This is a genomic window from Streptomyces sp. ISL-43 (assembly GCF_018614195.1).
In the GTDB taxonomy this organism is placed as follows: domain Bacteria; phylum Actinomycetota; class Actinomycetes; order Streptomycetales; family Streptomycetaceae; genus Streptomyces.
Window position 1 is genome coordinate 37235 of sequence record NZ_JAGGOT010000032.1, and the last position, 25950, is coordinate 63184.

Below are 25950 nucleotides of genomic sequence, written 5' to 3' on the forward strand. Positions count from 1 at the left end.
GTACTCATGCCACCCGCAGCTGCCGAGCCCCTCACTCCCGAGCGCATCCTCGAAATCACCGAGGAGGTGCTGCGCCGCTTCGGTCCGACCAAGGCGACCGTGGTGGACGTGGCGCGGGCCCTGGGCGTGAGTCACGGCAGCGTGTACCGGCACTTCCCGTCGAAGGCGGCGCTGCGCGAGGCCGTCACGGACCGCTGGCTCGCCAAGAACGTGAGCATGCTGGAGGAGATCGCCTCGGCGCCCGCCGAGCCGGCCCCCTCGAAGCTGGAGTCGTGGCTGGAGGCGCTGTTCGAGTCCAAGCGCCACAAGGCGGGTGACGACCCGGAACTGTTCGCGACGTACACGGTGCTGCTCGCCGAGAACAGCGGTGTGGTCGACCACCATCTGACACAGCTGATCGAACAACTCTCCCGGATCATCGGCGAGGGCGTCGTGGAGGGATCGCTCAGCGCGGCCGACGTACCGGCCGCCGCCCGTGCGGTGTTCGATGCCACCGGCCGCTTCCACGATCCGCAGTACGCCGCGGACTGGCTGCTGCCGAACATCACCGCGGAGTTCGAGGCGGTCTCTGCCCTGGTCATCCGGGGTCTGCGCGCCTGACGTCCGGAATCGGCCACTCCGGACTTCTTGATCATCATTTTGGGCGCCACGCCCTTGCCGCACCCCTGTCGCGTTCCTACGTTCCCCTTACCGCACGTCATCAGGTCTGTTCCAGGGGGAACATTGTCCGCTCAGGAAGTACCGGCAGCACAGTCCGGGCCACCGGCCCGGTCCGGAGCCGCCGCCGCGATCGGCTGGATCCTGACCATCGGGTTCAACGTGGTCGCACCCATCCTCACGTACAACATGCTCACCGACCGGGGCTGGAGCGAGTTCGCCGCGCTGCTGGTCAGCGGCGTCTGGCCGGTGGTCGACTCCATTGTCCACCTCGCCTGGCGACGCAAGATCGACGAATTCGCCGTGGTCACCCTGGTCTTCCTGGTGATCACCGCCCTCGTCACGCTGATCGGCGCGCACTCGGCGCGCGCCCTGCTCATCAAGGACTCGGGGGTGACGGGTCTGTTCGGCCTGCTCTGCATCGCCACCCTGTTCGCTCCCCGGCCGCTGATGTTCTACTTCGGCCGGAAGTTCGGCACGGACGGGACGAAGGAGGGCGTGGCGTACTTCAACGGGCTCTGGCAGTACCCCGACTTCCGCAGGGCGATGCGACGGATGACCACCGTCTGGGGCGTCGCGTACCTGGTGGAGGCATTGCTGCGCGTCGTGCTGGCGTACCAGCTGACCGTCGACCAGATGGTCGTGGTCAGCCCCGTCCTGATCTACGGCTTCCTGCTCTCGCTGATCTTCTGGACCATCAGGTTCTCGAAGCGGACCCAGGCCGAGGGCCAGGCCAGGGCCGCGGCCCTGGCGGCCGCCACCGCCGAGGGCACCGCCGCACCGGCGTAGTCGGCGCGGCAGACGGCAGTGGCCCGGTGCGCGATACGCACCGGGCCACTGCCGTTCTCGCCGCGGGAAGCTAGCAGCCGAGCAGGCGGCTGCCGAGGTAGCTCTGGATCTGGTCCAGGGAGACGCGCTCCTGCTTCATGGTGTCGCGCTCGCGCACGGTCACCGCGTTGTCGTCGAGGGTGTCGAAGTCGACGGTGACGCAGAACGGCGTACCGATCTCGTCCTGACGGCGGTAGCGGCGGCCGATGGCGCCCGCGTCGTCGAACTCGATGTTCCAGTACTTGCGCAGGTCGGCGGCGAGGCCCTTGGCCTTCGGCGACAGCTGCGCGTTGCGGGACAGCGGCAGGACGGCGACCTTGATCGGGGCCAGGCGCGGGTCGAGGCGCATCACGGTGCGCTTCTCCATGACGCCCTTGGCGTTGGGGGCCTCGTCCTCGTTGTACGCGTCGAGCATGAAGGCGAGCATGGCGCGGTTGACACCGGCCGCCGGCTCGATGACGTACGGGGTGTACTTCTCCTTGGACTCCTGGTCGAAGTACACCAAGTCCTGGCCGGAGGCGGCGGAGTGGGCCTTGAGGTCGAAGTCGGTGCGGTTGGCCACGCCCTCGAGCTCGGAGAACTCATTGCCACCGAAGTTGAAGCGGTACTCGATGTCGGCGGTGCGCTTCGAGTAGTGGGACAGCTTCTCCTTCGGGTGGTCGTACCAGCGGATGTTCTCCTCGCGGATGCCGAGGTCGCGGTACCAGTTCCACCGCTCCTGCATCCAGTACTCCTGCCACTGCTCGTCCTCGCCCGGCTTGACGAAGAACTCCATCTCCATCTGCTCGAACTCGCGGGTGCGGAAGATGAAGTTGCCGGGCGTGATCTCGTTGCGGAAGGACTTGCCCATCTGCGCGATGCCGAACGGGGGCTTCTTGCGCGAGGTGGTCTGCACGTGGGCGAAGTTGGTGAAGATGCCCTGGGCCGTCTCGGGGCGCAGGTACGCCTTGGAGCCGGTGTCCTGGGTCGGGCCGAGGTGGGTCTCCAGCATGCCGGAGAACTGCTTGGGCTCGGTGAACTGGCCCTTCACGCCGCAGTTGGGGCAGTTGATGTCGGCGAGACCGTTGGCGGGCGTGCGGCCGTGCTTGGCCTCGTACGCCTCTTCCAGGTGGTCGGCGCGGTGGCGCTTGTGACAGGAGGTGCACTCCGTCAGCGGGTCCGAGAAGGTGCCGACGTGACCCGACGCCACCCAGACCTCGGGGGCCAGGATCACGGAGGAGTCGAGGCCGACGACGTCCTCACGCCCGGTGACCATCGCCTTCCACCACTGGCGCTTGATGTTCTCCTTGAGCTCGACACCGAGCGGACCGTAATCCCAGGCAGCCCGAGAGCCGCCGTAGATGTCACTGCACGGGAAAACGAAGCCACGGCGCTTGCTCAGGCTGACGATGGTTTCGATCTTGTCGGCGGCCACGGTGCTCTCTTCATTTACGAGGACGAACGGCGAAGCCTCAAGGTTACCGGCGCCCGCACCCTCCCTTTCAAATCGGGACCCCCGTCCACGGGCGCTCCGCACCCCACTTCACCAGCGTTTTTGACAATCGTTTCCATCTTTGATGAAAATGGATGTCATGAACGTACGACGCCTCATACCCACCGCCACCCTCGCCGGAGCCGTTGCCCTCGCCGCCACGGCCCTCACCGCCTGCTCGGGCGCCGCCGGAGCCGCCGGCGGCAAGGACGGCAGACTCGACGTGACGGCGTCGTTCTATCCGATGCAGTTCCTCGCCGAGCAGATCGGCAAGGACCACGTGAAGGTCGACACCCTCACCAAGCCGGGCGTGGAGCCGCACGACCTGGAGATCACCCCGAAGCAGACCGCGCAGCTCGCCGAGTCGGACGTCGTCCTCTACCTCAAGACGCTGCAGCCCGCCGTCGACAAGGCCGTCGCCCAGTCCGGCGTGAAGAACATCGTCGACGCCGCCACCCTCACCAAGCTGGAGGCGCACGGCACCTCCGGCCACGACCACGACCACACGGCCGAGGAAGGCCACCCCGCCGAGGGCGCCGCTGACGGCCACGACCACGACCACAGCCACGGCGAAGCCGGCGAGGACCCCCACGTCTGGCTCGACCCCGTCAAGTACGCGGAGATCGCCAAGGGCGTCGGCGCGGCCCTGGAGAAGGCCGACCCCGACCACGCGGCGGACTACGAGAAGAACACCGGCGAGCTGGTCGCCAAGCTGGGCGCGCTCGACACCGAGTTCAAGGACGGCCTGAAGAACACGGCCTCCAAGACCTTCATCACCACCCACTCCGCCTTCGGCTACCTCGCCGAGCGCTACGGCCTCGACCAGGAGGGCATCTCCGGCGTCGACCCCGAGTCCGAGCCGAGCCCGGCCCGGATGAAGGAGCTCCAGACCATCGCGAAAAAGGACAATGTGACGACGGTGTTCTTCGAGACGCTGGCCAGCGACAAGACGGCCAAGACCCTCGCGACCGACACCGGCCTGAAGACCGACGTCCTGGACCCCCTCGAGGGAATCACGGACAAGTCCCAGGGCGCTGACTACTTCGAGGTCATGCGGGCCAACCTGAAGAACCTCCAGAAGGCACTCGGCAACAAGTAATGGCAGCAGTAGCAGCAACGGAGGCGCGAGCCATGGAGTCCAAGCCCGAGCAGGTGTCGGACCAGCCCGTCATATCCCTGCGCGGGGCCACGGCCTCGCTCGGCTCGCGCCCCGTGCTGCGCGGCGTCGACCTGACCGTCCGCCGCGGCGAGGTCGTCGCCCTGCTCGGCGCCAACGGCTCCGGCAAGTCCACGGCGGTACGCGCCGTGGTCGGCCAGGTCCCGCTGAGCGACGGCGCTCTGTCGCTCTTCGGCACCGATTTCAAGCGTTTCCGCGACTGGTCGCGCATCGGGTACGTCCCCCAGCGCACCACCGCCGCCAGCGGGGTCCCCGCCACCGTCCGCGAGGTCGTCTCCGCCGGCCGGCTCGCGCGCACCCGGTTCGGGTTCCTGCGCAAGGCCGACAAGGCCGCCGTCGAGCGGGCTCTGGACCTGGTCGACATGGGCTTCTACGCCGGCGCCTCCGTGAACGCCCTCTCCGGCGGCCAGCACCAGCGGGTGCTCATCGCCCGCGCGCTCGCCGTCGAGCCGGAGCTGCTGATCATGGACGAGCCGATGGCGGGCGTGGACCTGGCCAACCAGGAGGTCCTCGCGAATGCCCTGCGCACCCAGGTCGCCGCCGGCACCACCGTGCTGCTCGTCCTGCACGAACTGGGTCCGCTGGAGCCGCTCATCGACCGCGCCGTCGTCCTGCGCGACGGCTGCGTCACGCACGACGGCCCGCCCCCGGAGGCCGTGGGCCAGCACGCGCTGCCCGGCCACGACCACGTACACCCCCACGCGGCGCACGACGCCGAGCCCCTGCGGACGGGACTGCTGAGCTGATGGACCTCCTCGACTACGCCTTCATGCAGCGCGCGCTGATCGCGGCCGCCCTGGTCGGCATCACGGCCCCCGCGATCGGCACGTACCTCGTGCAGCGCCGCCAGGCCGTCATGGGCGACGGCATCGGGCACGTGGCCATGACCGGTGTCGCGCTCGGCTTCCTGCTCAACACGAGCCCGGTGTGGATGGCCACGCTCGTCGCCGTCATCGGCGCGGTCGGCATGGAGCTGATCCGCTCCCGCGGCAAGACCAGCGGGGACATCGCGCTCGCCATGCTCTTCTACGGCGGCCTGGCCGGCGGCGTCATGATCATCAACCTGGCTCCGGGCGGCTCCACGGCCAATCTGACCAGCTACCTCTTCGGCTCCATCACCACCGTCTCGGCCGAGGACATCACCGCCGTGGTGATCCTCGCCCTGTTCGTCGTCGCCGTCACCCTGGGGCTGCGCCGTCAGCTGTTCGCGGTCTGCCAGGACGAGGAGTTCGCCCGGGTCACCGGCCTGCCGGTGCGCTTCCTGAACCTGCTGATGGCGGTCACCGCCGCCGTCACCGTCACCGTCGCGATGCGCATCGTCGGCCTGCTGCTGGTCAGCGCCATGATGGTGATCCCCGTCGCCGCCGCACAGCGCGTCACCCGGGGCTTCACCGCCACCTTGTCGGTGGCCATGGTGATCGGCGTACTGGTCTCGCTCTCCGGCACGGCGGCCACGTACTACATCGACGCGCCGTCCGGCGGCACGATCGTGCTGCTCGCCATCGCCGTCTTCATGGTCATGACGGCCGTGTCGACCCCGCTGGCCCGGCGCCGGGCGAAGGCCGCCCGCGCCACCGAGGAAGTCTGCACGCGGGAAGGCGTGGAAGTCTGAAGGCCTGAGGCCCACGGCCGCCTGGCACAATGGGCCGAGACCGAAACGAGGAGGAACCGGTGGCGACTGCGCCTGGCGAGATGAATACCGCGCCAGTACGAGGACGATCCACCCGGCAGCGGGCCGCCGTCGCGGCGGCGCTGGACGAGGTGGACGAGTTCCGCAGTGCCCAGGAACTCCACGACATGCTCAAGCACCGCGGCGACTCCGTGGGCCTGACGACCGTCTACCGCACCCTGCAGTCCCTCGCGGACGCCGGCGAGGTGGACGTCCTGCGTACCAGCGACGGCGAGTCCGTCTACCGGCGCTGCTCCACCGGGGAGCACCACCACCACCTGGTCTGCCGCAAGTGCGGCAAGGCGGTCGAGGTGGAAGGCCCGGCGGTGGAGAAGTGGGCGGACGCCATCGCGGCCGAGCACGGATTCGTGAACGTCGCCCACACGGTGGAAATCTTCGGCACCTGCTCCGACTGCGCGGCGGCCGCCGCCTAAAGGTTGTTGCAGAAGCCTCGGTCAGGGGCATTCTGCAACAACCTTCAGAGCTTGCGCAGGTTCCGGTCGAGGATCGCGCGCGTGCGGTCGATGTCGGCGGGCTCCTGGGCTCCCCGCTTCGGCAGTGCCGCGAGGCAGCTCGCGCGCGGGCCTCCGACCAAGACGAAGAGTTCCGGTGTCTCGACGTAATCCGTGAAGAGCTTCCAGTCGGTCGTGTACGACATGCTCTCGCCCGTGGTCGCGGCGCCCCGCTCGTCGACCACCGTGCGGCACTGCCCGTACTGCGCCATCACGCTGTGGAGCCGGCGCGCCATGCCGCGTCGACCCCGTACGACACCGATGAGCCCGGCGCCCAGGCCCACCACCGCGCTGATCACGACGACGATCGGCAGGAACCCGCGGAACAGGCCGAACGCCACCACGAGGAGGGTCGTCATCAGCGGGAGCAGGACCGTCTCCGCCCGGCCCGCTCCGGTCCGCCGGGCGCGGGCCCGGACGGCCCCCCGAAGGTCGTCGAGCGTCGGCCGGTAGGCGAATACGGCCTGCTCCGTCCGCTGTGCGTGATCCCCACTCGTGTTCATGAAACTGGAGCGTAGGGGACGCTCAGGCCGAGGCGCCCGGCTCCCCCTGGTTCGGGACGGCCCCGCCGAAGCGGCGGTCCCGCTGGGCGTACTCGTAGCAGGCCGCCCAGAGGTTGCGGCGGTCGAAGTCCGGCCACAGGACGTCCTGGAAGACCATCTCGGCGTACGCGCTCTGCCAGAGCAGGTAGTTGGAGGTGCGCTGTTCGCCGCTCGGCCGCAGGAAGAGGTCCACGTCCGGCATGTCCGGGTAGTACATGTACTTCGCGAAGGTCTTCTCGTTGACCTTCGACGGGTCGAGCCGGCCGGCCGCCACGTCGCGCGCGATCGCCTGCGCCGCGTCCGCGATCTCGGCGCGGCCGCCGTAGTTGACGCAGAAGTACAGGGTCATCGCGTCGTTGTCGACGGTCTGCTCCTGCGCGACCTGCAGCTCCTGGACGACCGACTTCCACATCTTCGGCATGCGGCCGACCCAGCGGATGCGGATGCCCAGCTCGTTCATCTCGTCGCGCCGGCGCCGGATGACGTCGCGGTTGAAGTTCATGAGGAAGCGCACCTCGTCGGGCGAGCGCTTCCAGTTCTCCGTCGAGAAGGCATAGAGGGAGAGGTTCTTGACGCCCATCTCCAGGCAGCCCTTGAGCACGTCGAGTACGACACCCTCGCCCACCTTGTGGCCCTCGGTCCGCGGCAGTCCGCGCTCCTTGGCCCAGCGGCCGTTGCCGTCCATGACGACCGCGACGTGGTTCGGGACGAGCTCGCCGGGGATCTTCGGCGGACGCTCACCGGACGGGTGCGGCTCGGGAACCTTGTACTCGCGGCGAGAGCGTCCCAGAATCCCGCGTCGTGCCATGTGCCCAGCTCCTATTTCTCGACGTATCGAAGGGAGCGTAGCCCGCGCTCCAGATGCCAGTGCAAGTAGGCGGAGACCAGCCCGCTGCCCTCCCGCACGTGACGCGCCTCGCACGCGTCGGCATGCCCCCAGTCGCCCGTCAGCAGCGCGCTGAGCAGGGCGATGGCCTCCGACGAGGGTACGACGCTGCCGGGGACGCGGCAGTCGCCGCATATGACCCCGCCGGCGCCGACGGAGAAGTGCCGGTTGGGGCCGTGGATCCCGCACTTCGCGCAGTCGTCGAAGCTGGGCGCGTAGCCGTTGACGGCCAGCGAGCGCAGCAGGAAGGCGTCGAGGATGAGGTTGGGCGCGTGTTCGCCGCGCGAGAGGGTGCGCAGCGCGCCGACGAGCAGCAGGTACTGCTGCACGGCGGGCTCGCCCTCGTGGTCGGTGAACCGCTCGGCGGTCTCCAGCATCGCGGTGCCGGCGGTGTAGCGGGCGTAGTCGGTGACGATGCCGTTGCCGTACGGGGCGATGATCTGGGTCTGCGTGCAGAGCGGCAGGCTGCGGCCGATCAACTCGTTGCCGCGCGCGAAGAACTGCACGTCGGCGTGGGAGAAAGGTTCCAGCCCGGCGCCGAACTTGGACTTCGTACGCCGGACACCGCGGGCGACGGCCCGGACCCGGCCGTGGCCCCGGGTGAGCAGCGTGATGATGCGGTCCGCCTCACCCAGCTTCTGGGTGCGCAGCACGATGCCGTCGTCGCGGAACAGGCTCATGGCCCCATTGTCCCGTACCCCGCTGACAGGACGGCCTCCCGGAACGGCAGCGGCCCCCGCCGGGCGCGAGCCCGGCGGGGGACACCCCTTGGGAGGATCAGGCGGACGGCGTCGGGGCGGCGTGCTCGCCCTCGGCCGACTGGGCCGGTATGGCTGCCGTGTCCTCGTCGTCCACCGCCGGGGCGGCGACCTCCGGGGCGGCGGCCTCGGGGGCGGCGGCCTCCGCGGCGGCGGCTTCCGGGGCGGCGGCCTGCGGGGCGCTGTGCGCGTCGTCCTTGCCCAGGCCGTTGAAGATCAGGTTGAGGACGATCGCGGCCGTGGCGCCCAGCGTCACACCGCTGTTGAGGAGCGAGGAGAGGTCCGTGTCCATGTGGTCCTTGAAGAGCACCGGGACGGTGGCCGGGAGCAGGGCGAAGGCCAGGGAGACGCCCACGACCAGCGCGTTCTTCTCCTCCTTGAGGTCGACCTTGGCCAGGGTCTGGATACCGGCCAGGGCCACCATGGCGAACATCACCGTCGCCGCGCCGCCGAGCACTCCGTGCGGGACCGCGGCGACGATCGCGGCGGCCTTCGGGATCAGCCCCAGCACGATCATGAAGACGCCCGCGGCGACCACGACGAAGCGGCTCTTGACCTTGGTCATGCGGACCAGGCCGACGTTCTCGGCGAAGGCCACGTACGGGAAGGAGTTGAGGACGCCGCCCAGCGCGGTCGCGGCCCCGTCGGCGCGCAGGGCGCGGGCCACGGTCTCGCTGTCGATCTCCTTGCCGACGATGTCGCCGACGGCGTACGTGTCACCGGTGGTCTCGACCATGGTGATCAGCATGACGATGAGCATCAGCAGGATCGGGAACCACGCGAACTTCGGGGCTCCGTAGTGGAACGGGGTGGTGATGCCGATCCAGTCCGAGTTGCTCACGTCGCCGAACTTGGCGTCGCCGAGCAGGAAGGCGACGACGGTGCCGCCGACCAGGCCGAGCAGGATGGAGATGCTGTTGAGGAAGGGCTTGCCGAGCTTCATCAGGACGAGGATGAAGAGCATCGTGCCGCCGGCGTAGGCGAAGTGCTTGGGGTCGCCGAAGTCGGGGCTGCCGACGCCGCCCGCGGCGTCGTTGAGACCGACGGGGATCAGCACGATGCCGAGGACGGTGATCACCGTGCCGGTGACGACCGGCGGGAAGAGCCTCATGACCGTACGGAAGGCCTTGGGAGGCAGCCAGGCGAAGGCGAAGGTGGCGATGCCGGCCGTGATGACCGCGCCGTAGATGACGAGCAGGCCCGCCGTACCGCCGCCCGCTCCGAGACCGATGGCGATCATCGGGGACACCGCGGTGAAGGTGACGCCCTGGATCAGAGGCAGCCGCGCGCCGATCCGGCCGATGCCCCACGCCTGGATGATCGAGGCGATACCGCAGGTGAAGAGGTCGGCGTTGATCAGGTAGACCAGCTGCTCGGTGGTGAGCCCGAGGGCGCCACCGACGATGATCGGAACGATCACCGCACCGGCGTAGAACGCGAGTACGTGCTGGAAGCCGTACAGCGCGAGCTTGGGGAGGGGGAGCACCTCGTCGACCGGGTGCGTGCTCTGCTCTCCGTTGGCGGAAAGCGGTGCGGCGACACGTGCCATCTCTGCCTTGCCCTTCAATGAGGTAGGTACCTGAGAGGAATCTGGTTATCCCTGGCCGGAGTGGGTCGCTAACCCGTTGGTCCGCCAGGGTTGTCAGTGCGTTCACGTGAATCGAAGCCCCGCGGTGTTACCGCCGGCGTCTCGTCGTGTGACCGGAATTGAACGCCTGTGGGGCCGCTCACAGATATCGTCGACTTCCACAAAGTGTTGAGGCGCGAGAGTGCTCGATCTGGAGGTTTCACCAGTGGCGGAGCACGTCGGGGTCAGCTATGGCCAACGGTTCACAGAATGACCGGTTCCCGCTGCGCGAACGCGAAGGCCCTACGGGATGACGTGCGGGTTAACGCTTCGCGGGGGTTCGGCGGCGCAAACGAGAAGGCGCTCCTCCGACCGTCCACCTGGTGGACTCATCACACACGGATGGCACGGCTCCACGGTTCAAACGGAGCGCGAAAGGCTCGAAATCGAGGGTGCGAGGCTGGATCGTTACCTCGAAATGTGCCGTTTTATCCCATCCCGGGGGCGGCGACGGCATGTGAAACGGCCGGCCTGGCCGAAACGGCCAGGTCGCGGCTCGCCCTGAGACACGAGGCATCTTCGAACGAACGCGGCTCGGTGGTCCCCTACGGGGCCCGGACCGCCGACAGCAGCCGTGCCACCTCGTCCGTGTCGATCCGCAGCGCCGCGCCCACCGTCGCGAGCACCTCGCGCTCCGCGGGGATGTACGGGCCGTCCGCCAGCGCCACGCGCGCGCCCTGCAGCAGAATCGATTCGCGCCCGGGGGCGGCCAGGTGTGAAGCCAGTGGTTCCAGGACCTCGTGCAGCTCGATCGAGAGCGCGGCGCCGCAGCAGTCCGGGCCGTCGTAGAGCCCGAGCCGCCCCTCGTCGGTGGCCAGCGCCTCCACGAGGGACTCCAGCTGCTCCTCCGTGCAGTCCTGGAACCCGGCCGACCGTACGGCGCCCACGGCGGCCTCCAGCGCGCTGCGCGACACCGTCCCGCCGGCGGCCAGCACGGCCAGCGTCACCGTGTGCACGGCGTCGCGCAGCAGAGCGGTGAAGCGGGTGGTGGTGAGGTGGTCCAGGACCTCGGTGGCGAAGCGCTCGCGGCAGCCCTGGCATTCGACGACGGGGCCCGCCTGCCCGCGCGGCAGCAGCGGCACCCCGAGGACGGTGAACCGGCGGCGCCCGGTGCGCCGGCGGTAATTGCGGTCCCCACCGCAGTCAGGGCAGAAGAACTCCCCGTCCCCCACGGTGCTCCAGGTGGTGCGGATGCCCCAGACCGTCAGCTTCCGGCCGTCCCCACCCCGAACTGGCAGCACGTCGCACCTCCGTAACCTTCCGGCAGCATCGCCGGGTTGGCGTGATGTTAGCCACATCGATGAGGATGCGTCAGGCGTGTGACAAGACAACATCCGCCGGGCCCCGTACTTGGCCGATCTGCGCCCCTGCCGGGAAGCGGTGCGAAGGCGGGCGAAAACGGCGTGACCCCGCCCCTCCGGGAGGAGGGACGGGGTCACGAAGCGCATGTACGGCAGGGATCAGCCGGACAGGGATCAGCCGGACGGGGTTCAGCGGCCCGCGCGGTTGACGGCGGAGATGACCGCCTTCAGGGAGGCGCGGGTGGTGTTGGCGTCGATGCCGATGCCCCACAGGACGCGGCCGTCGATCGCGCACTCGATGTACGAGGCGGCGACGGCGGAGGCGCCCTCGCTCATCGTGTGCTCGGTGTAGTCCAGCAGGCGGGCGTCGATGCCGATGCCGGCCAGCGCGTCGAAGAAGGCCGAGATCGGGCCGTTGCCGGTGCCGTTCAGCACGGTGTCCACGCCGTCCACGACCGCCTCGACGGTCAGCGTGTCCGTGCCGTCCTTGTCGGTGGTGGTCTGACCGGAACGCAGCTGGATGCGGCCCCACGGGTTCTCCGGGTTGGGCAGGTACTCGTCCTGGAAGACGTCCCAGATCGCCTTCGGGGTGACCTCGCCGCCCTCGGAGTCGGTCTTGGCCTGGATGATCCGCGAGAACTCGATCTGCATGCGGCGCGGCAGGTCCAGCTTGTGGTCGTTCTTCAGGACGTACGCGATGCCGCCCTTGCCGGACTGCGAGTTGACCCGGATGACCGCCTCGTAGGAGCGGCCGACGTCCTTGGGGTCGATGGGCAGGTACGGGACCGCCCACTCGATGTCGTCGACGGTCTTGCCGGCGGCGGCCGCGTCGGCCTCCATGGCGTCGAAGCCCTTCTTGATGGCGTCCTGGTGGGAGCCGGAGAAGGCGGTGTAGACCAGATCGCCCGCGTAGGGGTGGCGCGGATGTACTTCCATCTGGTTGCAGTACTCGCTCGTACGACGGATCTCGTCGATCTGCGAGAAGTCGATCTGCGGGTCGATGCCCTGCGAGAACAGGTTCATGCCCAGCGTGATCAGGTCGACGTTGCCGGTGCGCTCGCCCTGGCCGAACAGGCAGCCCTCGATGCGGTCGGCGCCGGCCATCAGGGCCAGTTCGGCGGCGGCCACGGCCGTGCCGCGGTCGTTGTGCGGGTGCACGGAGATGCAGATGTGCTCGCGGCGGGTCAGGTTGCGGGCCATCCACTCGAAGCGGTCCGCGTGCGTGGAGGGCGTCGAGCGCTCCACGGTGGCGGGCAGGTTCAGGATGATCTCGCGGCCCTCGGACGGCTGCCACACGTCGCAGACGGCCTCGCAGACCTCCAGGGCGAAGTCCAGCTCGGTGTCGGTGAAGATCTCCGGGCTGTACTGGTAGCCGAAGGTGGTCTCCGGGCCCAGCAGCTTGCCGGCGTACTCCATGACCAGGCGGGTGCCGTCGACGGCGATCTGCTTGATCTGCTCCTTGGAGCCGCGGAAGACGACCCGGCGGAAGGTCGGGGCGGTCGCGTTGTACAGGTGTACGGTGGCGCGCTTGGCGCCGACCAGCGACTCCACGGTCCGCTCGATCAGGTCCTCGCGGGCCTGGGTCAGTACGGAGATGGTGACGTCGTCCGGGATCGCGCCCTCTTCGATGATGGAGCGCACGAAGGCGAAGTCGGTCTCACCGGAGGACGGGAAGCCGACCTCGATCTCCTTGTAGCCCATGCGCACCAGCAGGTCGAACATCTCGCGCTTGCGGGCGGGGGTCATCGGGTCGATCAGCGACTGGTTGCCGTCGCGCAGGTCGGTGGACAGCCAGCGGGGCGCCTTGGTGACGCGGGCCTCGGGCCAGGTGCGGTCGGGGATGTCCACCTGCTCGTACGAGCCGTACTTGTGGATCGGCATCCCGGAGGGCTTCTGGGTGTGGGTCGCGTTCGTGATGGGCGTGGGGCGACCGACAAAAGTGTGCTGGCTCATGACGTAGGGCTCCTCGCGTGTCCGCGTGTAGTTCGCTGGGACGGCCGACGACGGTCGCAAAACCGCAACACCAAACTCCGCGGGGAGGGGGTCGGCCTACGACTACAGGCCCTCGCCGCGGCAGCTAAGGAGAAGCAGCCCGAAACGCATGATGGGCCGAGCCTAACCGAGCCGCCCCGTAATCCGGGACCTGTTTCAGTATGCAAGACCCCTGCGCCCGATTTGCACCCTTTGTGAGCTAAGCCTCGTTCGCTCACGCGAGATCGGCCCGAGGTCCGGGTGATCCGTCAACGCGATGCGACCGCTTTAAGACGACCGAATGAATCATGGTCGCCCCTAGTGACATTCTCGTCACCCGCTGCCACATTGCCGGGCATGGATGCCTTCCACGCCCACAGTCACCCCACCTTCTGCACCGTGGTGCCGCCGCACCTCCTGGACAAGATCGCCCGGTCCGAGGACGCCGCCCGCGCGGCCGCCGCGCGGCGCACCCTCGAACTGGACGCCTCCCACCGCGTCCGGCGCCTGATGGCGGTCCTCCCGCCCGCGGGGGACGCGGTCCCCGACACCCCCGAGCGGACCATCCACGACGCGCAGCACCACACCCGGCTCCCCGGCAAGAAGGTCCGCGGCGAGGGCGGGGAGGCGAGCAAGGACGCCAGCGTCAACCGCGCCTACGCCGGGCTCGGGGCCACCTTCGAGCTGTACCTCAAGGCCTTCGGCCGCCACTCGATCGACGACGCCGGCCTGCCGCTGAACGCCAGCGTCCACTACGACCGGCTGTACAACAACGCCTTCTGGGACGGCAGCCAGATGGTCTTCGGCGACGGGGACGGGGACCTCTTCCTCGACTTCACCGTCTCCGTGGACGTCATCGGGCACGAGCTGACCCACGGGGTCACCCAGTACACCGCCGACCTCGAGTACTTCGGCCAGTCCGGCGCGCTCAACGAGTCCATGTCCGATGTCTTCGGCTCCCTCATCAAGCAGTACTCGCTGGACCAGACGGCCGAGGAGGCCGACTGGCTGATCGGCGCCGGGCTGCTCGGTCCGTCCGTCGACAGCGGCTCCGCCCTGCGGTCGATGAAGGCGCCCGGGACGGCGTACGAGGACGACGAGCTCGGCAAGGACCCGCAGCCCGCGACGATGGACGGCTACGTCCGCACCTCCCGCGACAACGGCGGGGTGCACATCAACTCCGGCATCCCCAACCACGCCTTCTACATCGTGGCGACCGAGCTCGGCGGCAAGGCCTGGGAGCGGGCCGGGCGGATCTGGTACGACACGCTGACCGGCGGGCAGCTCGGCCCGAAGGCGGACTTCGCGGAGTTCGCCGCCCTGACGGTCACCGCGGCCGTGGCCCGGTACGGGGAGGGCGGCGCGGAACACCAGGCGCTGCAGAAGGCGTGGTCGGCGGTCGGGTTGGGGTAGAAGGCCGGTCATGCGGATTCAGGTGGTGCGAACGGGCGGCTTCGCGGGGATCGAGCGACGGGCCGAGGTGGACACCTCGGGCATGCCCGACGAGGCCGAGTGGCAGGCCCTGGCCCAGCTGGCCCTGCGGCCCGGTCCGCCGAGGGATCCGGCGGACCGGATCCGGGACGGGTTCTCCTACCGGATCACGGTCGACGGGCGGACGGTGCTCTGCCAGGACCCGAACCTGTCGGAGGCGCAGCGCTCGCTGATCTCGCGCGTCCTGAAAGAAGGTGCCTAGCGGCGCTCCGCTTGATTGGATGGCCGGATGATCACTACGTCCGACTGCCTGCCCGAGCTCGAGCGCTACTACGACACGGCACCCCGGGTGGGCGGGGCGCGGGCCGAGGACTTCGGCCCGCTGACCCTGTTCGTCCAGGAGAGCGCGGGCTGGCCGTACTACGCGCGGCCCGCGCTCGGCGGCGATTCGGCCGACGCCGTCTCGGTGGCCGACGTGGAACGGGTGCTGACCCGCCAGCGGGAGCTGAACGTCCCCGAGTCCTTCGAGTGGGTGGCCGAAACCACCCCCTCCCTGCGGGCCGCGGCGGAGGCCGCCGGACTCCAGGTCCACGCCCACCCGCTGATGGTGCTCGACCCCTCGGCGGTACGGATCCCCGCGCATCCGGACGTACGCGTACTCGGCGCGGCCGACCCGCTGCTGCGCGCGGCGGTGACGGTGCCGATGCTGGCCTTCGCCGCGCCCGGCACGGCGGTGGGCGAGGCGGGCCCGGCGGAGCTCGCGGTGGCGGAGCGGGACCCGGCCTCGGAGGGCCGCCGGGTCCGGGTCGCCGGGATGATCGCGTCGGGCCGTACCGCCCTGGCGGCGGCCGCACGCGACGGCGTGGTGCTGTGTTCCGGCCAGCACATCCCGGTCGGCGACGTCACCGAGGTCGTCGGCGTCGGCACGCTCCCCTCGGCCCGCCGCCAAGGCCTGGCCCTCGCGGTGACGGCGGCCCTGATCGCGGACGCCCTGGCCCGCGGTGCCCGCACGGTCTTCCTCTCGGCGGGCGACGAGGACGTGGCCCGCGTCTACGCCCGCCTCGGCTTCCGCCCGGTCGGCACGGCCCTGATCGCGGACCGCCCCCTGTGATCCACCGGGTCCGGCCGCGCCGGGAGGCACGGCAGGCCCGCGCCCAGCCCCTGGCCAACGGGTGGCCCGCGCCGCCGCCCCGCCGGACCGCCTGCCGCTGACCGAGGCCGAGGCGGCCGAGGCGGAGCGGGAGCTCGGCGTCCGCTTCCCGCCCGCGTACCGCTCGTACCTGCTCGAAGAGAGCGCGGGCGGCAGGCGGGGTTGCCGGAACGGCAACGTTGTTTGGCGGGCCGGGACAGGCGGGCGGAGCATCGGGGGCGCAGGCACCCGTACCGACCGGAAGAGGCCGCCATGGCGCACGAGCACGACCACCAGTCCCCCGAGCCCGCCGACTTCGAAGGCGAGGAGTACTGGGACACCCGCTACCGGGAGAGCGAGAAGATCTGGAGCGGCGACGCCAACGCCGCCCTGGCGCGGGAGGTCGCGTCGCTCGCTCCGGGGCGGGCCCTGGATCTGGGCTGCGGCGAGGGCGGCGACGCCGTGTGGCTCGCGCGCAAGGGCTGGCACGTCACCGGGACGGACATCTCCGGGGTCGCCCTGGAGAAGGCGGCGGCCCACGCCGCCGACGCCGGGGTCGCGGACCGCACCGCGTGGGAGCGCCACGACCTCGCGGAGTCCTTCCCGGCCGGGGAGTACGACCTGGTCTCCGCGTGCTTCCTGCACACCTTCGGCGATTTCCCGCGCGAGCGGATCCTGCGCCGGGCAGCCGCGGCCGTGGCCCCCGGCGGCATCCTGCTCGTCGTGGGCCACGCGGGCTGGGCACCCTGGCAGCAGGACCGCCCCGAGGTGGCCATGCCGACCCCCGACGAGGTCCTCGCCCAGCTGGAGCTGGAGTCGGGCGCCTGGGAGGTGCTGCTGGCGGAGGAACACGTACGGGTCCAGAACCAGCCTGACGGCCGGCCCGGGACCCGTACGGACAACGCGGTGAAGGTGCGGCGCCTCCCCTAGCCGGGGCCGGCCGCGTCAAGGAATCAGAAGCCGAGCTTGCGGAGCTGCTTGGGGTCGCGCTGCCAGTCCTTGGCGACCTTCACGTGCAGGTCGAGGAAGACCGGGGTGCCGAGCAGTGCCTCGATGTGCTTGCGCGACTTCATCCCGACCTCCTTCAGGCGGGCGCCCTTCGGGCCGATGATGATGCCCTTCTGGCTCGGCCGCTCGATGTAGAGGTTCGCGTGGATGTCGAGCAGCGGGCGGTCCGCCGGGCGGTTCTCCCGGGGGATCATCTCCTCGACGACGACCGCGATGGAGTGCGGGAGCTCGTCCCGTACGCCTTCGAGCGCGGCCTCGCGGATCAGCTCCGCGACCATGACCATCTCGGGCTCGTCGGTGAGGTCGCCCTCGGGGTACAGCGGCGGGCTCAGCGGCAGCATCGGCGCGATCAGGTCCGCCAGCAGCTGGACCTGGTTGTCGCCGACCGCCGAGACGGGGACGATCTCGGCCCACTCGAAGCCGAGCTCCTCGGCGAGCTGGTGGACGGCGATGAGCTGCTCGCCCACCTGCTTGGACTCGACCAGGTCGGTCTTGGTGATGATGGCGATCTTGGGGGTCTTCTTGATCCCCGCGAGCTCCTTGGCGATGAACTTGTCGCCGGGGCCGAGCTTCTGGTCGGCGGGCAGGCAGAAGCCGATGACGTCGACCTCGGTCCAGGTCGCGCGCACGACGTCGTTGAGGCGCTCGCCGAGCAGGGTGCGCGGCTTGTGGAGGCCGGGCGTGTCGACCAGCACGAGCTGGGCGTCGGGGCGGTGCACGATGCCGCGGACCGTGTGGCGGGTGGTCTGCGGCCGGTTGGAGGTGATCGCGACCTTGGTACCCACGAGCGCGTTGGTCAGGGTCGACTTCCCCGCGTTGGGACGGCCGACGAAGCAGGCGAAGCCCGCACGGTGCGGGCTGGTGGTCTCGGGGGAACGATCGCTCATACGGGCCATTCTCCCCGATGCGGCTCCCAGCGCCGACCAGACCGCCGCCACGAGGGCGAGAGCGGCCGCGAGCAGGCCGTTCAGGGCGGGGTGCGCGGCGTGCCCGACGGCGGCCCGGGAGGTGGCGCCCTCGGCCCCGGCAGCCACCGTGACCTGGGTCCATTCCAGCGCGGGCGGGTCCTCCCAGCGGGCTCGGAGCCGGACTTCCTGCCCCGGCAGCAGCTCGGCGGGCAGCCCGGTGAGGTTCCGGGAGAGGAGGGAGCGGCCGAGGGCGCCGGAGGCGGTGAGGACGGCGCGGGGGCGCAGGGTGACGTTGCCGAGGTTGTGGAGCGTGTACGAGATCTCCGCGCCGGCGGCGCCGCGGCGGGTGGTGCGGAGGTCCTCGACGGCGAGGGCGGGGGCGGTGGGCCCGGTGACCCGCAGGTAGACCCGGGCGGCGACGGCCTGCTGCACGCCGATCCCCCGCGCGGCCGTGTCGGCGGGCCGGTCCTCCAGCGCGACGATGGCTCCGGGGTGGTCCCCGGGCTCGGCCCGGTCGGGGACGGCGAGGGTGAACCCGACGCTGAGGGCCGTCTTCGCCGGGACGGTGATCCGCTCCCGTTCGAGCTTCGCCCAGGCGGCGGTGGCCGTGCGCGGCTCGTCGGGGCCGCGCAGGGCGAAGCCGCCGTCGCGGGCGGTGTTGTAGGCGTCGGCGGCGTAGAGGCGGAAGGTGCGGGGCAGGTCGGTGCGGTTGGCGATGGTGACGGAGTCGGTGACGGCCTGGCCGGGGGCCGCGGAGAGGTAGAAGTAGGGGCGCTGCCCGAGCTTGTTGGCGGCGGGCAGCACGGACCACTGCCCGTTGTCGGCGGCGACGGCGGGTCCGGCTCCGCCGAGCAGCAGGACGCCGAGCCCGGCGAGGAGGGCCAGGACCGTCCCCGCCGCGGCCCGTGCGCGGGCGGTCACGACAGGGTGAGGGTCAGCACCGCCGTGTAGGCGCCCGGCGGGGTGTACGGGGGGACCTGGAGGGCGACGGTCGCGTCGATGGTGAAGGTGCCCCCGGTGAGCGCGGCGTCCCCGGTGGAGGCCAGTACCGCCCCGTCCGGTCCGACCGTGCCCGCGCTGCCCGGAGTACACGCGCTGGGGCTGCCGGGGGCGGCCGCGCACGACGGGGTCCAGCTCAGGGAGGCGCCCGGGATGCGGACGCCGCCGGCTCCGCGGAAGTCGGTGACCTTGCCGATCAGCGACCACCCCGCCGGGCCGCCCCGGGCGTCCTTGACGGTGACGGTGCCGATCCGGCCGGCCGCGGCGCCGCCGTCCCCGTACGGGACCGCGCCCAGGGTCACGGTCGCGCCCTCCTGGGTCAGGCCCAGCGCACCGGGCTCCACGACCGCCGTCACCTTCTGGGTGCCCGGCGCCGTCGGGGCGGTGTCGATCACCGCGTAGGCGGCCGGCCCGGAGCCCTGGGTGGGCGACCAGGCCGCGCCCTCGTACGCGACGACGGCGGTGGTCGCCTTGTCCGTGACCGTCAGCTCGGCCAGGACCACGCCCAGCTCGTCGGCCTTCGCCGACACCCGGTCCGCGGTCTCGGCCGCTCCCGCCCGGCCGGCCACGGTGACGGCCGCGCCGGGGACGAACCCGGCGCCGGTGACCTTGACCTTGGTGCCCGGTCCGCCCGCGGCCACGGCGAGTGCGACCGACCGGAGGTTGGCCGTCGGCAGCGGGGTCGCGGTGATCCGCTGCGCGACCGGGGACGGCGGCGGCGACGGCGACGGATTCGAGGACGAGGACGGGGACGGATCCGGCGACGGGTTCGGTGACGGATCCGGATCCGGGACGGGGGTCGAGGCGGCCGCGCAGGTGGTGTCGAGGTCGAGCAGGTGACCGGTGTGCAGCGTGTAGCCGCCCGGAGCCAGGGTGATCTCACCGGGTGCGGTGACGGTGAAGGTGCCGGTCATGGTGACGGCGGGCAGCGCCTCGCCCGCCTTGACGGGGTCGTTGCGCTTGGCTCCGACGACCGTGACCTCGCCGCTCTGCGCGCCCCCGAGCACGATCCGCCCGGTCGGGGTGAGCACGTCGGCGGGCAGGTCGACGGCGAGCGGGTTCACGGCAGGGGTCCTGGTCACCTGGTAGGTCACGGTGACGGTGTCGCCCACGCGCGGCGCGGGGTCGTCGACGGTGATCCGGGCGGTGGTGGGTCCGTCGGCGGGCGGCAGTCCGGCTTCCTGGGGCGGCAGGCAGTGCGTCGGGAAGGTCACCTGGCCGGGCACGTGGCCCGGGGGCGGCTCCCCTTCGGCTGCGGCGGGCGAGCTCAGGGCGCCCCCGGTGGCGGCTGCCAGCACCGCCATGCCGACGGCCGCCGACCATCCCCTGCTCCGCGCCGATGTCCGCACTGCCCGCCCCCTGGGATCCCGTACCCCGACTGGGGGCCATTCACGAGCGGGCGGCGGGATAAGTCAATGCACGGATCCGGCAGCAACTGATGTCCCATCAGGAGATGGCAGGATGACGGCCCTCGGGGCCGCGGCCGCACCCGTCCCGACGCCCGCACCCGCACCCGTCCCGGTCTCTCGGAACGTACGCCGGTACGCGGTCGGGCTCACCCCGATCGCCGCCTGTACGTGCTTGCGCAGCGACTGCGCCGTCCCGAAGCCCGCCTCGCGCGCCACCTGTTCCATCGGCAGGTCCGTCTGCTCCAGCAGCGAGCGGGCCCGCTCCACCCGCTGCCCGACGATCCACTCACCGGGACTGAGCCCCGACTCCTCGCGGAACCTGCGCGTGAAGGTCCGTACCGACATGGACTCCTGCCTGGCCAGGTCGGTCAGCCGCAGCGGCTCGTGCAGCCGGTCCAGTACCCACGCGCGGGCCGCGGTGGTGGCGGACCGCTGCGGCTGCGGCACCGGGCGCTCGATGAACTGCGCCTGACCGCCCTCGCGGTGCGGCGGTACCACGGTGCGCCGGGCCACGTCGTTGGCGACGGCCACGCCGTGGTCGCGGCGCACGATGTGCAGGCACAGGTCGATGCCTGCGGCGACTCCGGCCGAGGTGAGCACGTCCCCGTCGTCGGTGTAGAGCACGCCCGGGTCGACCAGCACGGCCGGGAACATCTGCTGGAAGTGGCCCGCCGAGGCCCAGTGGGTGGTGGCCCGGCGGCCGTCCAGGTACCCGGCGGCGGCCAGCACGTAGCCGCCCGTACAGATGGAGACGAGCCGCGTACCGGGTCTGATGTGCGCGAGGGCGGCGGTGAGTTCGGGGGTGAGCCGGCCCTCCTCGTGGACCGGGCCCAGCTCGTAGGAGGCGGGGACCACCACCGTGTCGGCCGTGGCCAGCAGTTCCGGGCCGTGCTCGACGTGGATGTCGAAGTCGGCGTCCGTGGGCACCCGTCCGGGGGCGATCGCGCAGGTGAGGATCTCGTACAGCGGACGCCCGTCCCGGTCCTTGGCCCGGCCGAAGATCCGGTGCGGGATCCCGAGCTCGAAGGGCAGCAGCCCGGCGAGGGCGAGGACGACGACACGGTGCGCGCGAGTCTCCATGGCCCGATCATATCGAAGGGTGTCGGTCAGGCCACTGTCGTAGGGACCCCGCCGACCGGAAACTGTCGTCGTGACGCAAACAGCCCCCGGCCCCGGCCCCTCCCCCGCCTCCACGCCCGCACCCGCGGACGCGCCCGCCGACGCGCCCCGGCGGCCGCACCGCGTCCACCGCGCCTGGTTCGTCGCGGCCGTCGCCTTCGTGACGATCATCGGCGCCGCCGCCTTCGCCTCCCTCCCCGGGCTGCTCATCGAGCCGCTGCACGAGGAGTTCGACTGGTCGCGCGGCACGATCGGCCTCGCCGTCTCCGTGAACCTCGCGCTGTACGGGCTCACCGCGCCGTTCGCGGCCGCGCTGATGGACCGCTTCGGCATCCGGAAGGTCGTCGCGGTCGCGCTGACCGTCATAGCCGGCGGCTCGGTGGCCACGGTCTGGATGACCGCCTCCTGGCAGCTGATCCTGTACTGGGGCGTCCTGGTCGGCCTGGGCAGCGGCTCGATGGCGCTGGCCTTCGCGGCGACGGTGACCAACCGCTGGTTCACCGCCCGGCGCGGCCTGGTCACCGGCATCCTGACCGCCGCCGGCGCCTCCGGACAGCTGGTCTTCCTGCCACTGCTGGCCTGGCTGGTCGAGCACCACGGCTGGCGCCCGGCGTCGGTCACCGTCTCGCTTGCGGCCCTGGCCGTCGTGCCCTTCGTGTGGCTCCTGCTGCGCGACCACCCGGCGGACGTCGGGCTCGCCCCGTACGGCGGCACGTACGCGGCCAAGCCCGCACCCGTCCCGGGAGCCGCCCGCCGGGCGGTGACGGTCCTGGCCAAGGCGGCCCGGACAGGCCCCTTCTGGCTGCTCGCGGGCACCTTCGCGATCTGCGGAGCGTCGACCAACGGCCTGGTCAAGACCCACTTCATCCCGTCGGCCCACGACCACGGCATGCCGGTGACGGCGGCGGCCGGACTGCTGGCGGTCATCGGCGTGTTCGACGTGATCGGCACCGTCTTCTCCGGCTGGCTGACGGACCGCTTCGAGTCGCGCCGCCTCCTCGCCGTCTACTACGCCCTGCGCGGGGTCTCGCTGCTCTTCCTCCCGATGCTGCTGGCCCCGTCCGTGCACCCGCCGATGGTGTTCTTCATCGTCTTCTACGGCCTGGACTGGGTCGCGACCGTCCCGCCGACGATCGCGCTGTGCCGCGAGCACTACGGCGAGGACGGCGCCATCGTCTTCGGCTGGGTCCTGGCCTCGCACCAGGTCGGCGCGGCGCTGGTGGCCTTCCTGGGCGGCCTGGCCCGCGACGCCTTCGGCTCGTACGACCCCGTCTGGTACGCGTCGGGCGCGCTGTGCGCGATGGCCGCGCTGATGGCGATGGTCATCCGCCGCCGGCCCGTGCCCGTGCCCGTGGCCGTGCCCTCGGCGACCGGCTGAGCCCGGCCCTCAGCCCTGCGCAGGAGCAGCCCTGCCGAGTTCAACCCTCTTGAGGCGGCGGGCAGTAGAACTCCAGGGCGATGTTGTCCGGATCCTTGAAGCAGAGGTGCAGTCCGGACGGGTCCTCGACGATGCCGGAGTGGGACACGTCCTTCTCGTCGAGCAGGGCCTTCCACGCCTCCAGGTCGCTCCGGCCGCCGACGTGGAAGGCGAAGTGGTCCAGGCCGACCCGCGCGGGGTCGAAGGAGTCCGCCGTATTCGTCGTGCCGTGCGTACGGAAGCCGATCATGAGGGCCGGGGAGGCGCTGACCATGAAGGGCCCGAACTCGTCCTCCACGTCCTTCACCGTCTGCGTTCCGAAGAGCTCGTTGTAGAACTCCGTACTGCGCTTGACGTCACTCACGGACAGCACGATGTGCCCGACACCAGGTACCTCGGGCATGGCTTCCACCTCCTTGAGGGTGCGCCGCCCCCCGCTCCCAGGCTACGTCGCCCAAGATCAGCCCGCCTGGCAGGACCGCCCGCGGACAAGGAGGTGAGGCGGGGAGGCGGGGAGGCCGGGAGGCCGGGTCAGCCCGCCGGCGTCGTGGACTTGAGGGTGCCGTCCGGGGCCGCCAGGAGGACCGGGGTGTCCGGGCCGCCGAGGTCGCGGACCGCCGCGCGGTCGGCGTCGGCGGGGGCGTCGGCCGCGCTGACGACCGCCGCCGCCTCCAGGGACTGGGCGCCGCTGGCCACCGCCATCGCGACGGCCGTCTGGAGCGCGCTCAGCTTCAGGGAGTCCAGTGTCACCGTTCCGGCGACGTACGTACGGCCGGTCTCGTCCCGGACCGCCGCCCCCTCGGGCACGCCGTTGCGGGCCCGGGCGCTGCGCGCCAACGTGATGATCTTGCTGTCTTCGGGGTCGATCCCGGTGCTGTCGGTCATAGCCCGAAGCATAGGGAGCGCGTCGGCGCGGCCGCACGACGACCCCGCGGACGCACTCTCCCCTCCACCCCCGCTACGGCCGGTCGAGCCGCAGCCGCTCCGCCTTCGGCAGGCCCGCGACGACCAGGTCGTACGAGTCCTCGACCAGTTCACGGACCAGGGAGTCGGGCAGGGCGCCGGGCCCGCCCACCGTCACCGTGTTCCAGTGCCGCTTGTTCATGTGCCAGCCCGGCACGATCGCCTCGTGCTCCTCGCGCAGCCGCACCGCCAGCTCCGGTTCGCACTTGAGGTTGACCTTCAGCGGATCGGCGTCCAGGGCCGTCAGCGCGAACACCTTCCCCAGCACCTTGAACACCGAGGTCTCCGGCGTGAAGGGGAACTCCTCCACCGCCGCGTTGAAGCCCAGGCAGAAGTCGCGCAGCTCCGCCGGCGTCATTCGCCGTCCTCGCCCTCGCCCGTGCCCGCCGAAGCGACCACCGGCTCCACCAGCACCGTCACGATCTTGTTCCGCCGTCCCGCCGGGGACTCGGCGGTCAGCCGCAGCGGCCGCCCGTCCGGCAGGTCCACCACCGCCGAGGCGCCCGCGATCGGCACCCGGCCCAGCGCCTTGGCGAGCAGTCCGCCGACCGTCTCCACGTCCTCGTCGTCGAAGGAGTCGACCTTGAACAGTTCACCGAGGTCGGTGATGTCCAGGCGCGCGGTGACCCGGTAGCGGTCCGCGCCCAGCTCCTCCACCGGCGCGATCTCCCGGTCGTACTCGTCGGTGATCTCGCCGACGATCTCCTCGAGGATGTCCTCGATGGTGACGATTCCGGCGGTGCCGCCGTACTCGTCGATGACGACCGCCACGTGGTTGCGCACCAACTGCATCTCGCGCAGCAGGTCGCCCGCGTTCTTGGTGTCCGGTACGAAGACCGCCGGCCGCATCGCCGTCGAGACCAGGTCGGTCTCCGCCTCCCGGCTGATGTGCGTCTTGCGGACCAGGTCCTTGAGGTACACGATGCCGACGATGTCGTCCTCGTTCTCCCCGGTCACCGGGATGCGCGAGAAGCCGGACCGCAGTGCGAGCGTGGTCGCCTGACGGATCGTCTTGTACCGCTCGATGCAGACCAGGTCGGTGCGGGGCACCATGACCTCGCGCACGAGGGTGTCGCCCAGCTCGAAGACCTGGTGCACCATCCGGCGCTCGTCGTCCTCGATCAGCGATTCCTTCTCCGCCAGGTCGACCATGGCGCGCAGCTCCGCCTCGGAGGCGAAGGGCCCCTTGCGGAAGCCCTTTCCGGGCGTGAGCGCGTTGCCGATGAGGATCAGCAGCTGCGGGATCGGCCCCATGACGCGGGCGAGCGGTACGAGGACGTACGCGGCCGCCGTCGCGGTGTTCAGCGGGTGCTGGCGGCCGATGGTGCGCGGAGAGACGCCGACCGCCACGAACGAGACCAGCACCATCACGGCGATGGCCACGAACAGCGCGGTCCAGTTCTCCCCGAACTCGTCGAGGCAGACGTACGTGACGAGCACGCCCGCCGCCATCTCGCAGGTGACGCGGACCAGCAGCGCGACGTTGACGTAGCGGGTGGGGTCGGCGGCGACCTGGGCGAGCTTCGCGCTGCCGCGCCGGCCCTCCCGTACGGCCTGTTCGGCGCGGAAGGCGGAGATCCGGGCGATCCCGGACTCGGCGCATGCCGCGAACCAGGCCACCACGACGAGCAGGACGGCCCCGGTGATCAGCTGAGGGGCGCCGGTCACGAGACGGTCGGTGCCGGGGACGGGCCGGTCACGCCGCGCTCGCCGCGCCAGCCGTCGACGATGGCCGCCTGGAGGCCGAACATCTCGGCCTTCTCGTCCGGCTCCTCGTGGTCGTAGCCGAGCAGGTGCAGCACCCCGTGGACGGTCAGGAGCTGGAGCTCCTCGTCCATGGAGTGCCGCGTCGGCGCGTCCTCGCCCTGCTTCTTCGCCACTTCGGGGCAGAGGACGATGTCACCGAGGAGCCCCTGCGGGGGCTCCTCGTCGTCCTTCGACGGCGGACGCAGTTCGTCCATCGGGAAGGACATGACGTCGGTGGGTCCGGGCAGATCCATCCACTGGATGTGGAGCTGCTCCATCGCCTCCTCGTCGACGACGATGACGGAGAGCTCCGAGAGCGGGTGGATCCGCATCCGGGTGAGCGCGTAGCGGGCGATGTCGAGGATCGCCTGCTCGTCGACCTCGGTTCCGGACTCGTTGTTGACGTCGATCGACATGGTGCG

26 protein-coding genes and 1 pseudogene are annotated in these 25950 nt (G+C 70.9%); 11 read left to right on the plus strand and 16 right to left on the minus strand.

The window, feature by feature from the left end; all coding sequences use genetic code 11:
- Positions 1 to 6 precede the first annotated feature (6 nt).
- A complete protein-coding gene (locus J7F03_RS18695; RefSeq protein ID WP_214950807.1) occupies positions 7 to 600 on the plus strand; it encodes a TetR/AcrR family transcriptional regulator in 594 nt (197 codons plus the stop codon).
- Between the two features lie 123 nt (positions 601 to 723).
- On the plus strand, positions 724 to 1446 hold the full coding sequence (locus J7F03_RS18700) for a VC0807 family protein (protein WP_214950809.1): 723 nt from the start codon (positions 724 to 726) through the stop codon (positions 1444 to 1446).
- Between the two features lie 70 nt (positions 1447 to 1516).
- Here the strand turns inward: J7F03_RS18700 and J7F03_RS18705 are convergent, their stop codons facing one another.
- Positions 1517 to 2899 carry a glycine--tRNA ligase gene (locus J7F03_RS18705; protein WP_214950811.1) on the minus strand — a complete coding sequence of 461 codons (1383 nt, stop codon included), beginning with the start codon at positions 2897 to 2899 and terminating at the stop codon, positions 1517 to 1519.
- Between the two features lie 157 nt (positions 2900 to 3056).
- On the opposite strand from J7F03_RS18705, the gene J7F03_RS18710 reads away from it, so the two are divergent.
- From J7F03_RS18710 to J7F03_RS18725, 4 genes are all read left to right on the plus strand, one after another.
- Positions 3057 to 4055, plus strand: coding sequence for a metal ABC transporter substrate-binding protein (locus J7F03_RS18710; protein ID WP_214950813.1), 999 nt, complete (start codon positions 3057 to 3059; stop codon positions 4053 to 4055).
- A gap of 32 nt (positions 4056 to 4087) precedes the next feature.
- The gene (locus J7F03_RS18715) at positions 4088 to 4879 is read left to right on the plus strand and encodes a metal ABC transporter ATP-binding protein (RefSeq protein WP_251072130.1); all 792 of its coding nucleotides are present in this window, start codon (positions 4088 to 4090) and stop codon (positions 4877 to 4879) included.
- Positions 4879 to 5745, plus strand: a complete 867-nt coding sequence (locus tag J7F03_RS18720; protein WP_214950815.1) for a metal ABC transporter permease — start codon at positions 4879 to 4881, stop codon at positions 5743 to 5745. The genes J7F03_RS18715 and J7F03_RS18720 overlap by 1 nt, the downstream gene beginning before the upstream one ends.
- 80 nt (positions 5746 to 5825) lie before the next feature.
- Positions 5826 to 6236, plus strand: a complete 411-nt coding sequence (locus tag J7F03_RS18725) for a Fur family transcriptional regulator (RefSeq protein WP_214951015.1) — start codon at positions 5826 to 5828, stop codon at positions 6234 to 6236.
- A gap of 44 nt (positions 6237 to 6280) precedes the next feature.
- Here the strand turns inward: J7F03_RS18725 and J7F03_RS18730 are convergent, their stop codons facing one another.
- The 6 genes from J7F03_RS18730 to leuA form a co-directional block, all read right to left on the minus strand.
- Positions 6281 to 6817 carry a hypothetical protein gene (locus J7F03_RS18730; RefSeq protein WP_214950817.1) on the minus strand — a complete coding sequence of 179 codons (537 nt, stop codon included), beginning with the start codon at positions 6815 to 6817 and terminating at the stop codon, positions 6281 to 6283.
- 22 nt (positions 6818 to 6839) lie between these two features.
- On the minus strand, positions 6840 to 7664 hold the full coding sequence (locus J7F03_RS18735) for an isoprenyl transferase (RefSeq protein ID WP_214950819.1): 825 nt from the start codon (positions 7662 to 7664) through the stop codon (positions 6840 to 6842).
- Between the two features lie 11 nt (positions 7665 to 7675).
- Complete coding sequence (recO, locus tag J7F03_RS18740) at positions 7676 to 8422, minus strand: DNA repair protein RecO (RefSeq protein ID WP_214950820.1); 747 nt, start codon at positions 8420 to 8422, stop codon at positions 7676 to 7678.
- Positions 8423 to 8519: 97 nt separating this feature from the next.
- Positions 8520 to 10049, minus strand: coding sequence for a nucleobase:cation symporter-2 family protein (locus J7F03_RS18745; protein WP_214950821.1), 1530 nt, complete (start codon positions 10047 to 10049; stop codon positions 8520 to 8522).
- A gap of 623 nt (positions 10050 to 10672) precedes the next feature.
- Positions 10673 to 11368, minus strand: coding sequence for a TerB family tellurite resistance protein (locus J7F03_RS18750; protein ID WP_214950822.1), 696 nt, complete (start codon positions 11366 to 11368; stop codon positions 10673 to 10675).
- Positions 11369 to 11617: 249 nt separating this feature from the next.
- The gene (gene leuA / locus J7F03_RS18755) at positions 11618 to 13381 is read right to left on the minus strand and encodes a 2-isopropylmalate synthase (RefSeq protein ID WP_214950823.1); all 1764 of its coding nucleotides are present in this window, start codon (positions 13379 to 13381) and stop codon (positions 11618 to 11620) included.
- A 375-nt stretch (positions 13382 to 13756) separates the two neighbouring features.
- Here leuA and J7F03_RS18760 point away from each other — a divergent pair, with 375 nt between their 5' ends.
- From J7F03_RS18760 to J7F03_RS18775, 4 genes are all read left to right on the plus strand, one after another.
- Positions 13757 to 14812, plus strand: coding sequence for a M4 family metallopeptidase (locus J7F03_RS18760; protein WP_214950824.1), 1056 nt, complete (start codon positions 13757 to 13759; stop codon positions 14810 to 14812).
- 10 nt (positions 14813 to 14822) lie between these two features.
- A complete protein-coding gene (locus J7F03_RS18765) occupies positions 14823 to 15092 on the plus strand; it encodes a protealysin inhibitor emfourin (protein ID WP_214950825.1) in 270 nt (89 codons plus the stop codon).
- A gap of 27 nt (positions 15093 to 15119) precedes the next feature.
- Positions 15120 to 15941 (plus strand): GNAT family N-acetyltransferase, encoded by an 822-nt coding sequence (locus J7F03_RS18770; protein WP_214950827.1) that lies wholly within the window; start codon positions 15120 to 15122, stop codon positions 15939 to 15941.
- A 291-nt stretch (positions 15942 to 16232) separates the two neighbouring features.
- A complete protein-coding gene (locus J7F03_RS18775) occupies positions 16233 to 16889 on the plus strand; it encodes a bifunctional 2-polyprenyl-6-hydroxyphenol methylase/3-demethylubiquinol 3-O-methyltransferase UbiG (protein ID WP_214950828.1) in 657 nt (218 codons plus the stop codon).
- 23 nt (positions 16890 to 16912) lie between these two features.
- On the opposite strand, the gene era is transcribed toward J7F03_RS18775, so the two are convergent.
- From era to J7F03_RS18790, 4 genes and pseudogenes are all read right to left on the minus strand, one after another.
- Positions 16913 to 17863 carry a GTPase Era gene (gene era, locus J7F03_RS41070; RefSeq protein ID WP_374104362.1) on the minus strand — a complete coding sequence of 317 codons (951 nt, stop codon included), beginning with the start codon at positions 17861 to 17863 and terminating at the stop codon, positions 16913 to 16915.
- A gap of 504 nt (positions 17864 to 18367) precedes the next feature.
- Positions 18368 to 18796: pseudogene (locus J7F03_RS41075) on the minus strand (WxL protein peptidoglycan domain-containing protein); the annotation flags it as partial.
- Positions 18793 to 20178 carry a WxL domain-containing protein gene (locus tag J7F03_RS18785; protein ID WP_214951017.1) on the minus strand — a complete coding sequence of 462 codons (1386 nt, stop codon included), beginning with the start codon at positions 20176 to 20178 and terminating at the stop codon, positions 18793 to 18795. The gene J7F03_RS18785 and the pseudogene J7F03_RS41075, both read right to left, overlap by 4 nt.
- A gap of 108 nt (positions 20179 to 20286) precedes the next feature.
- Positions 20287 to 21363: a GlxA family transcriptional regulator gene (locus tag J7F03_RS18790; protein WP_214950830.1), complete on the minus strand. Its 1077-nt coding sequence runs from the start codon at positions 21361 to 21363 to the stop codon at positions 20287 to 20289.
- 70 nt (positions 21364 to 21433) lie between these two features.
- Here J7F03_RS18790 and J7F03_RS18795 point away from each other — a divergent pair, with 70 nt between their 5' ends.
- The gene (locus J7F03_RS18795; RefSeq protein ID WP_214950831.1) at positions 21434 to 22780 is read left to right on the plus strand and encodes an MFS transporter; all 1347 of its coding nucleotides are present in this window, start codon (positions 21434 to 21436) and stop codon (positions 22778 to 22780) included.
- A gap of 40 nt (positions 22781 to 22820) precedes the next feature.
- On the opposite strand, the gene J7F03_RS18800 is transcribed toward J7F03_RS18795, so the two are convergent.
- The 5 genes from J7F03_RS18800 to ybeY form a co-directional block, all read right to left on the minus strand.
- The gene (locus J7F03_RS18800) at positions 22821 to 23222 is read right to left on the minus strand and encodes a VOC family protein (protein ID WP_214950832.1); all 402 of its coding nucleotides are present in this window, start codon (positions 23220 to 23222) and stop codon (positions 22821 to 22823) included.
- Between the two features lie 128 nt (positions 23223 to 23350).
- A complete protein-coding gene (locus tag J7F03_RS18805; RefSeq protein ID WP_214950833.1) occupies positions 23351 to 23704 on the minus strand; it encodes a cytidine deaminase in 354 nt (117 codons plus the stop codon).
- A 73-nt stretch (positions 23705 to 23777) separates the two neighbouring features.
- Positions 23778 to 24140 carry an MmcQ/YjbR family DNA-binding protein gene (locus tag J7F03_RS18810; protein ID WP_214950835.1) on the minus strand — a complete coding sequence of 121 codons (363 nt, stop codon included), beginning with the start codon at positions 24138 to 24140 and terminating at the stop codon, positions 23778 to 23780.
- Positions 24137 to 25450 carry a hemolysin family protein gene (locus tag J7F03_RS18815; RefSeq protein WP_214950836.1) on the minus strand — a complete coding sequence of 438 codons (1314 nt, stop codon included), beginning with the start codon at positions 25448 to 25450 and terminating at the stop codon, positions 24137 to 24139. The genes J7F03_RS18810 and J7F03_RS18815 overlap by 4 nt, the downstream gene beginning before the upstream one ends.
- Complete coding sequence (gene ybeY, locus J7F03_RS18820; protein ID WP_214950838.1) at positions 25447 to 25944, minus strand: rRNA maturation RNase YbeY; 498 nt, start codon at positions 25942 to 25944, stop codon at positions 25447 to 25449. Before ybeY ends, J7F03_RS18815 begins: the two co-directional genes overlap by 4 nt.
- Positions 25945 to 25950: the final 6 nt, after the last annotated feature.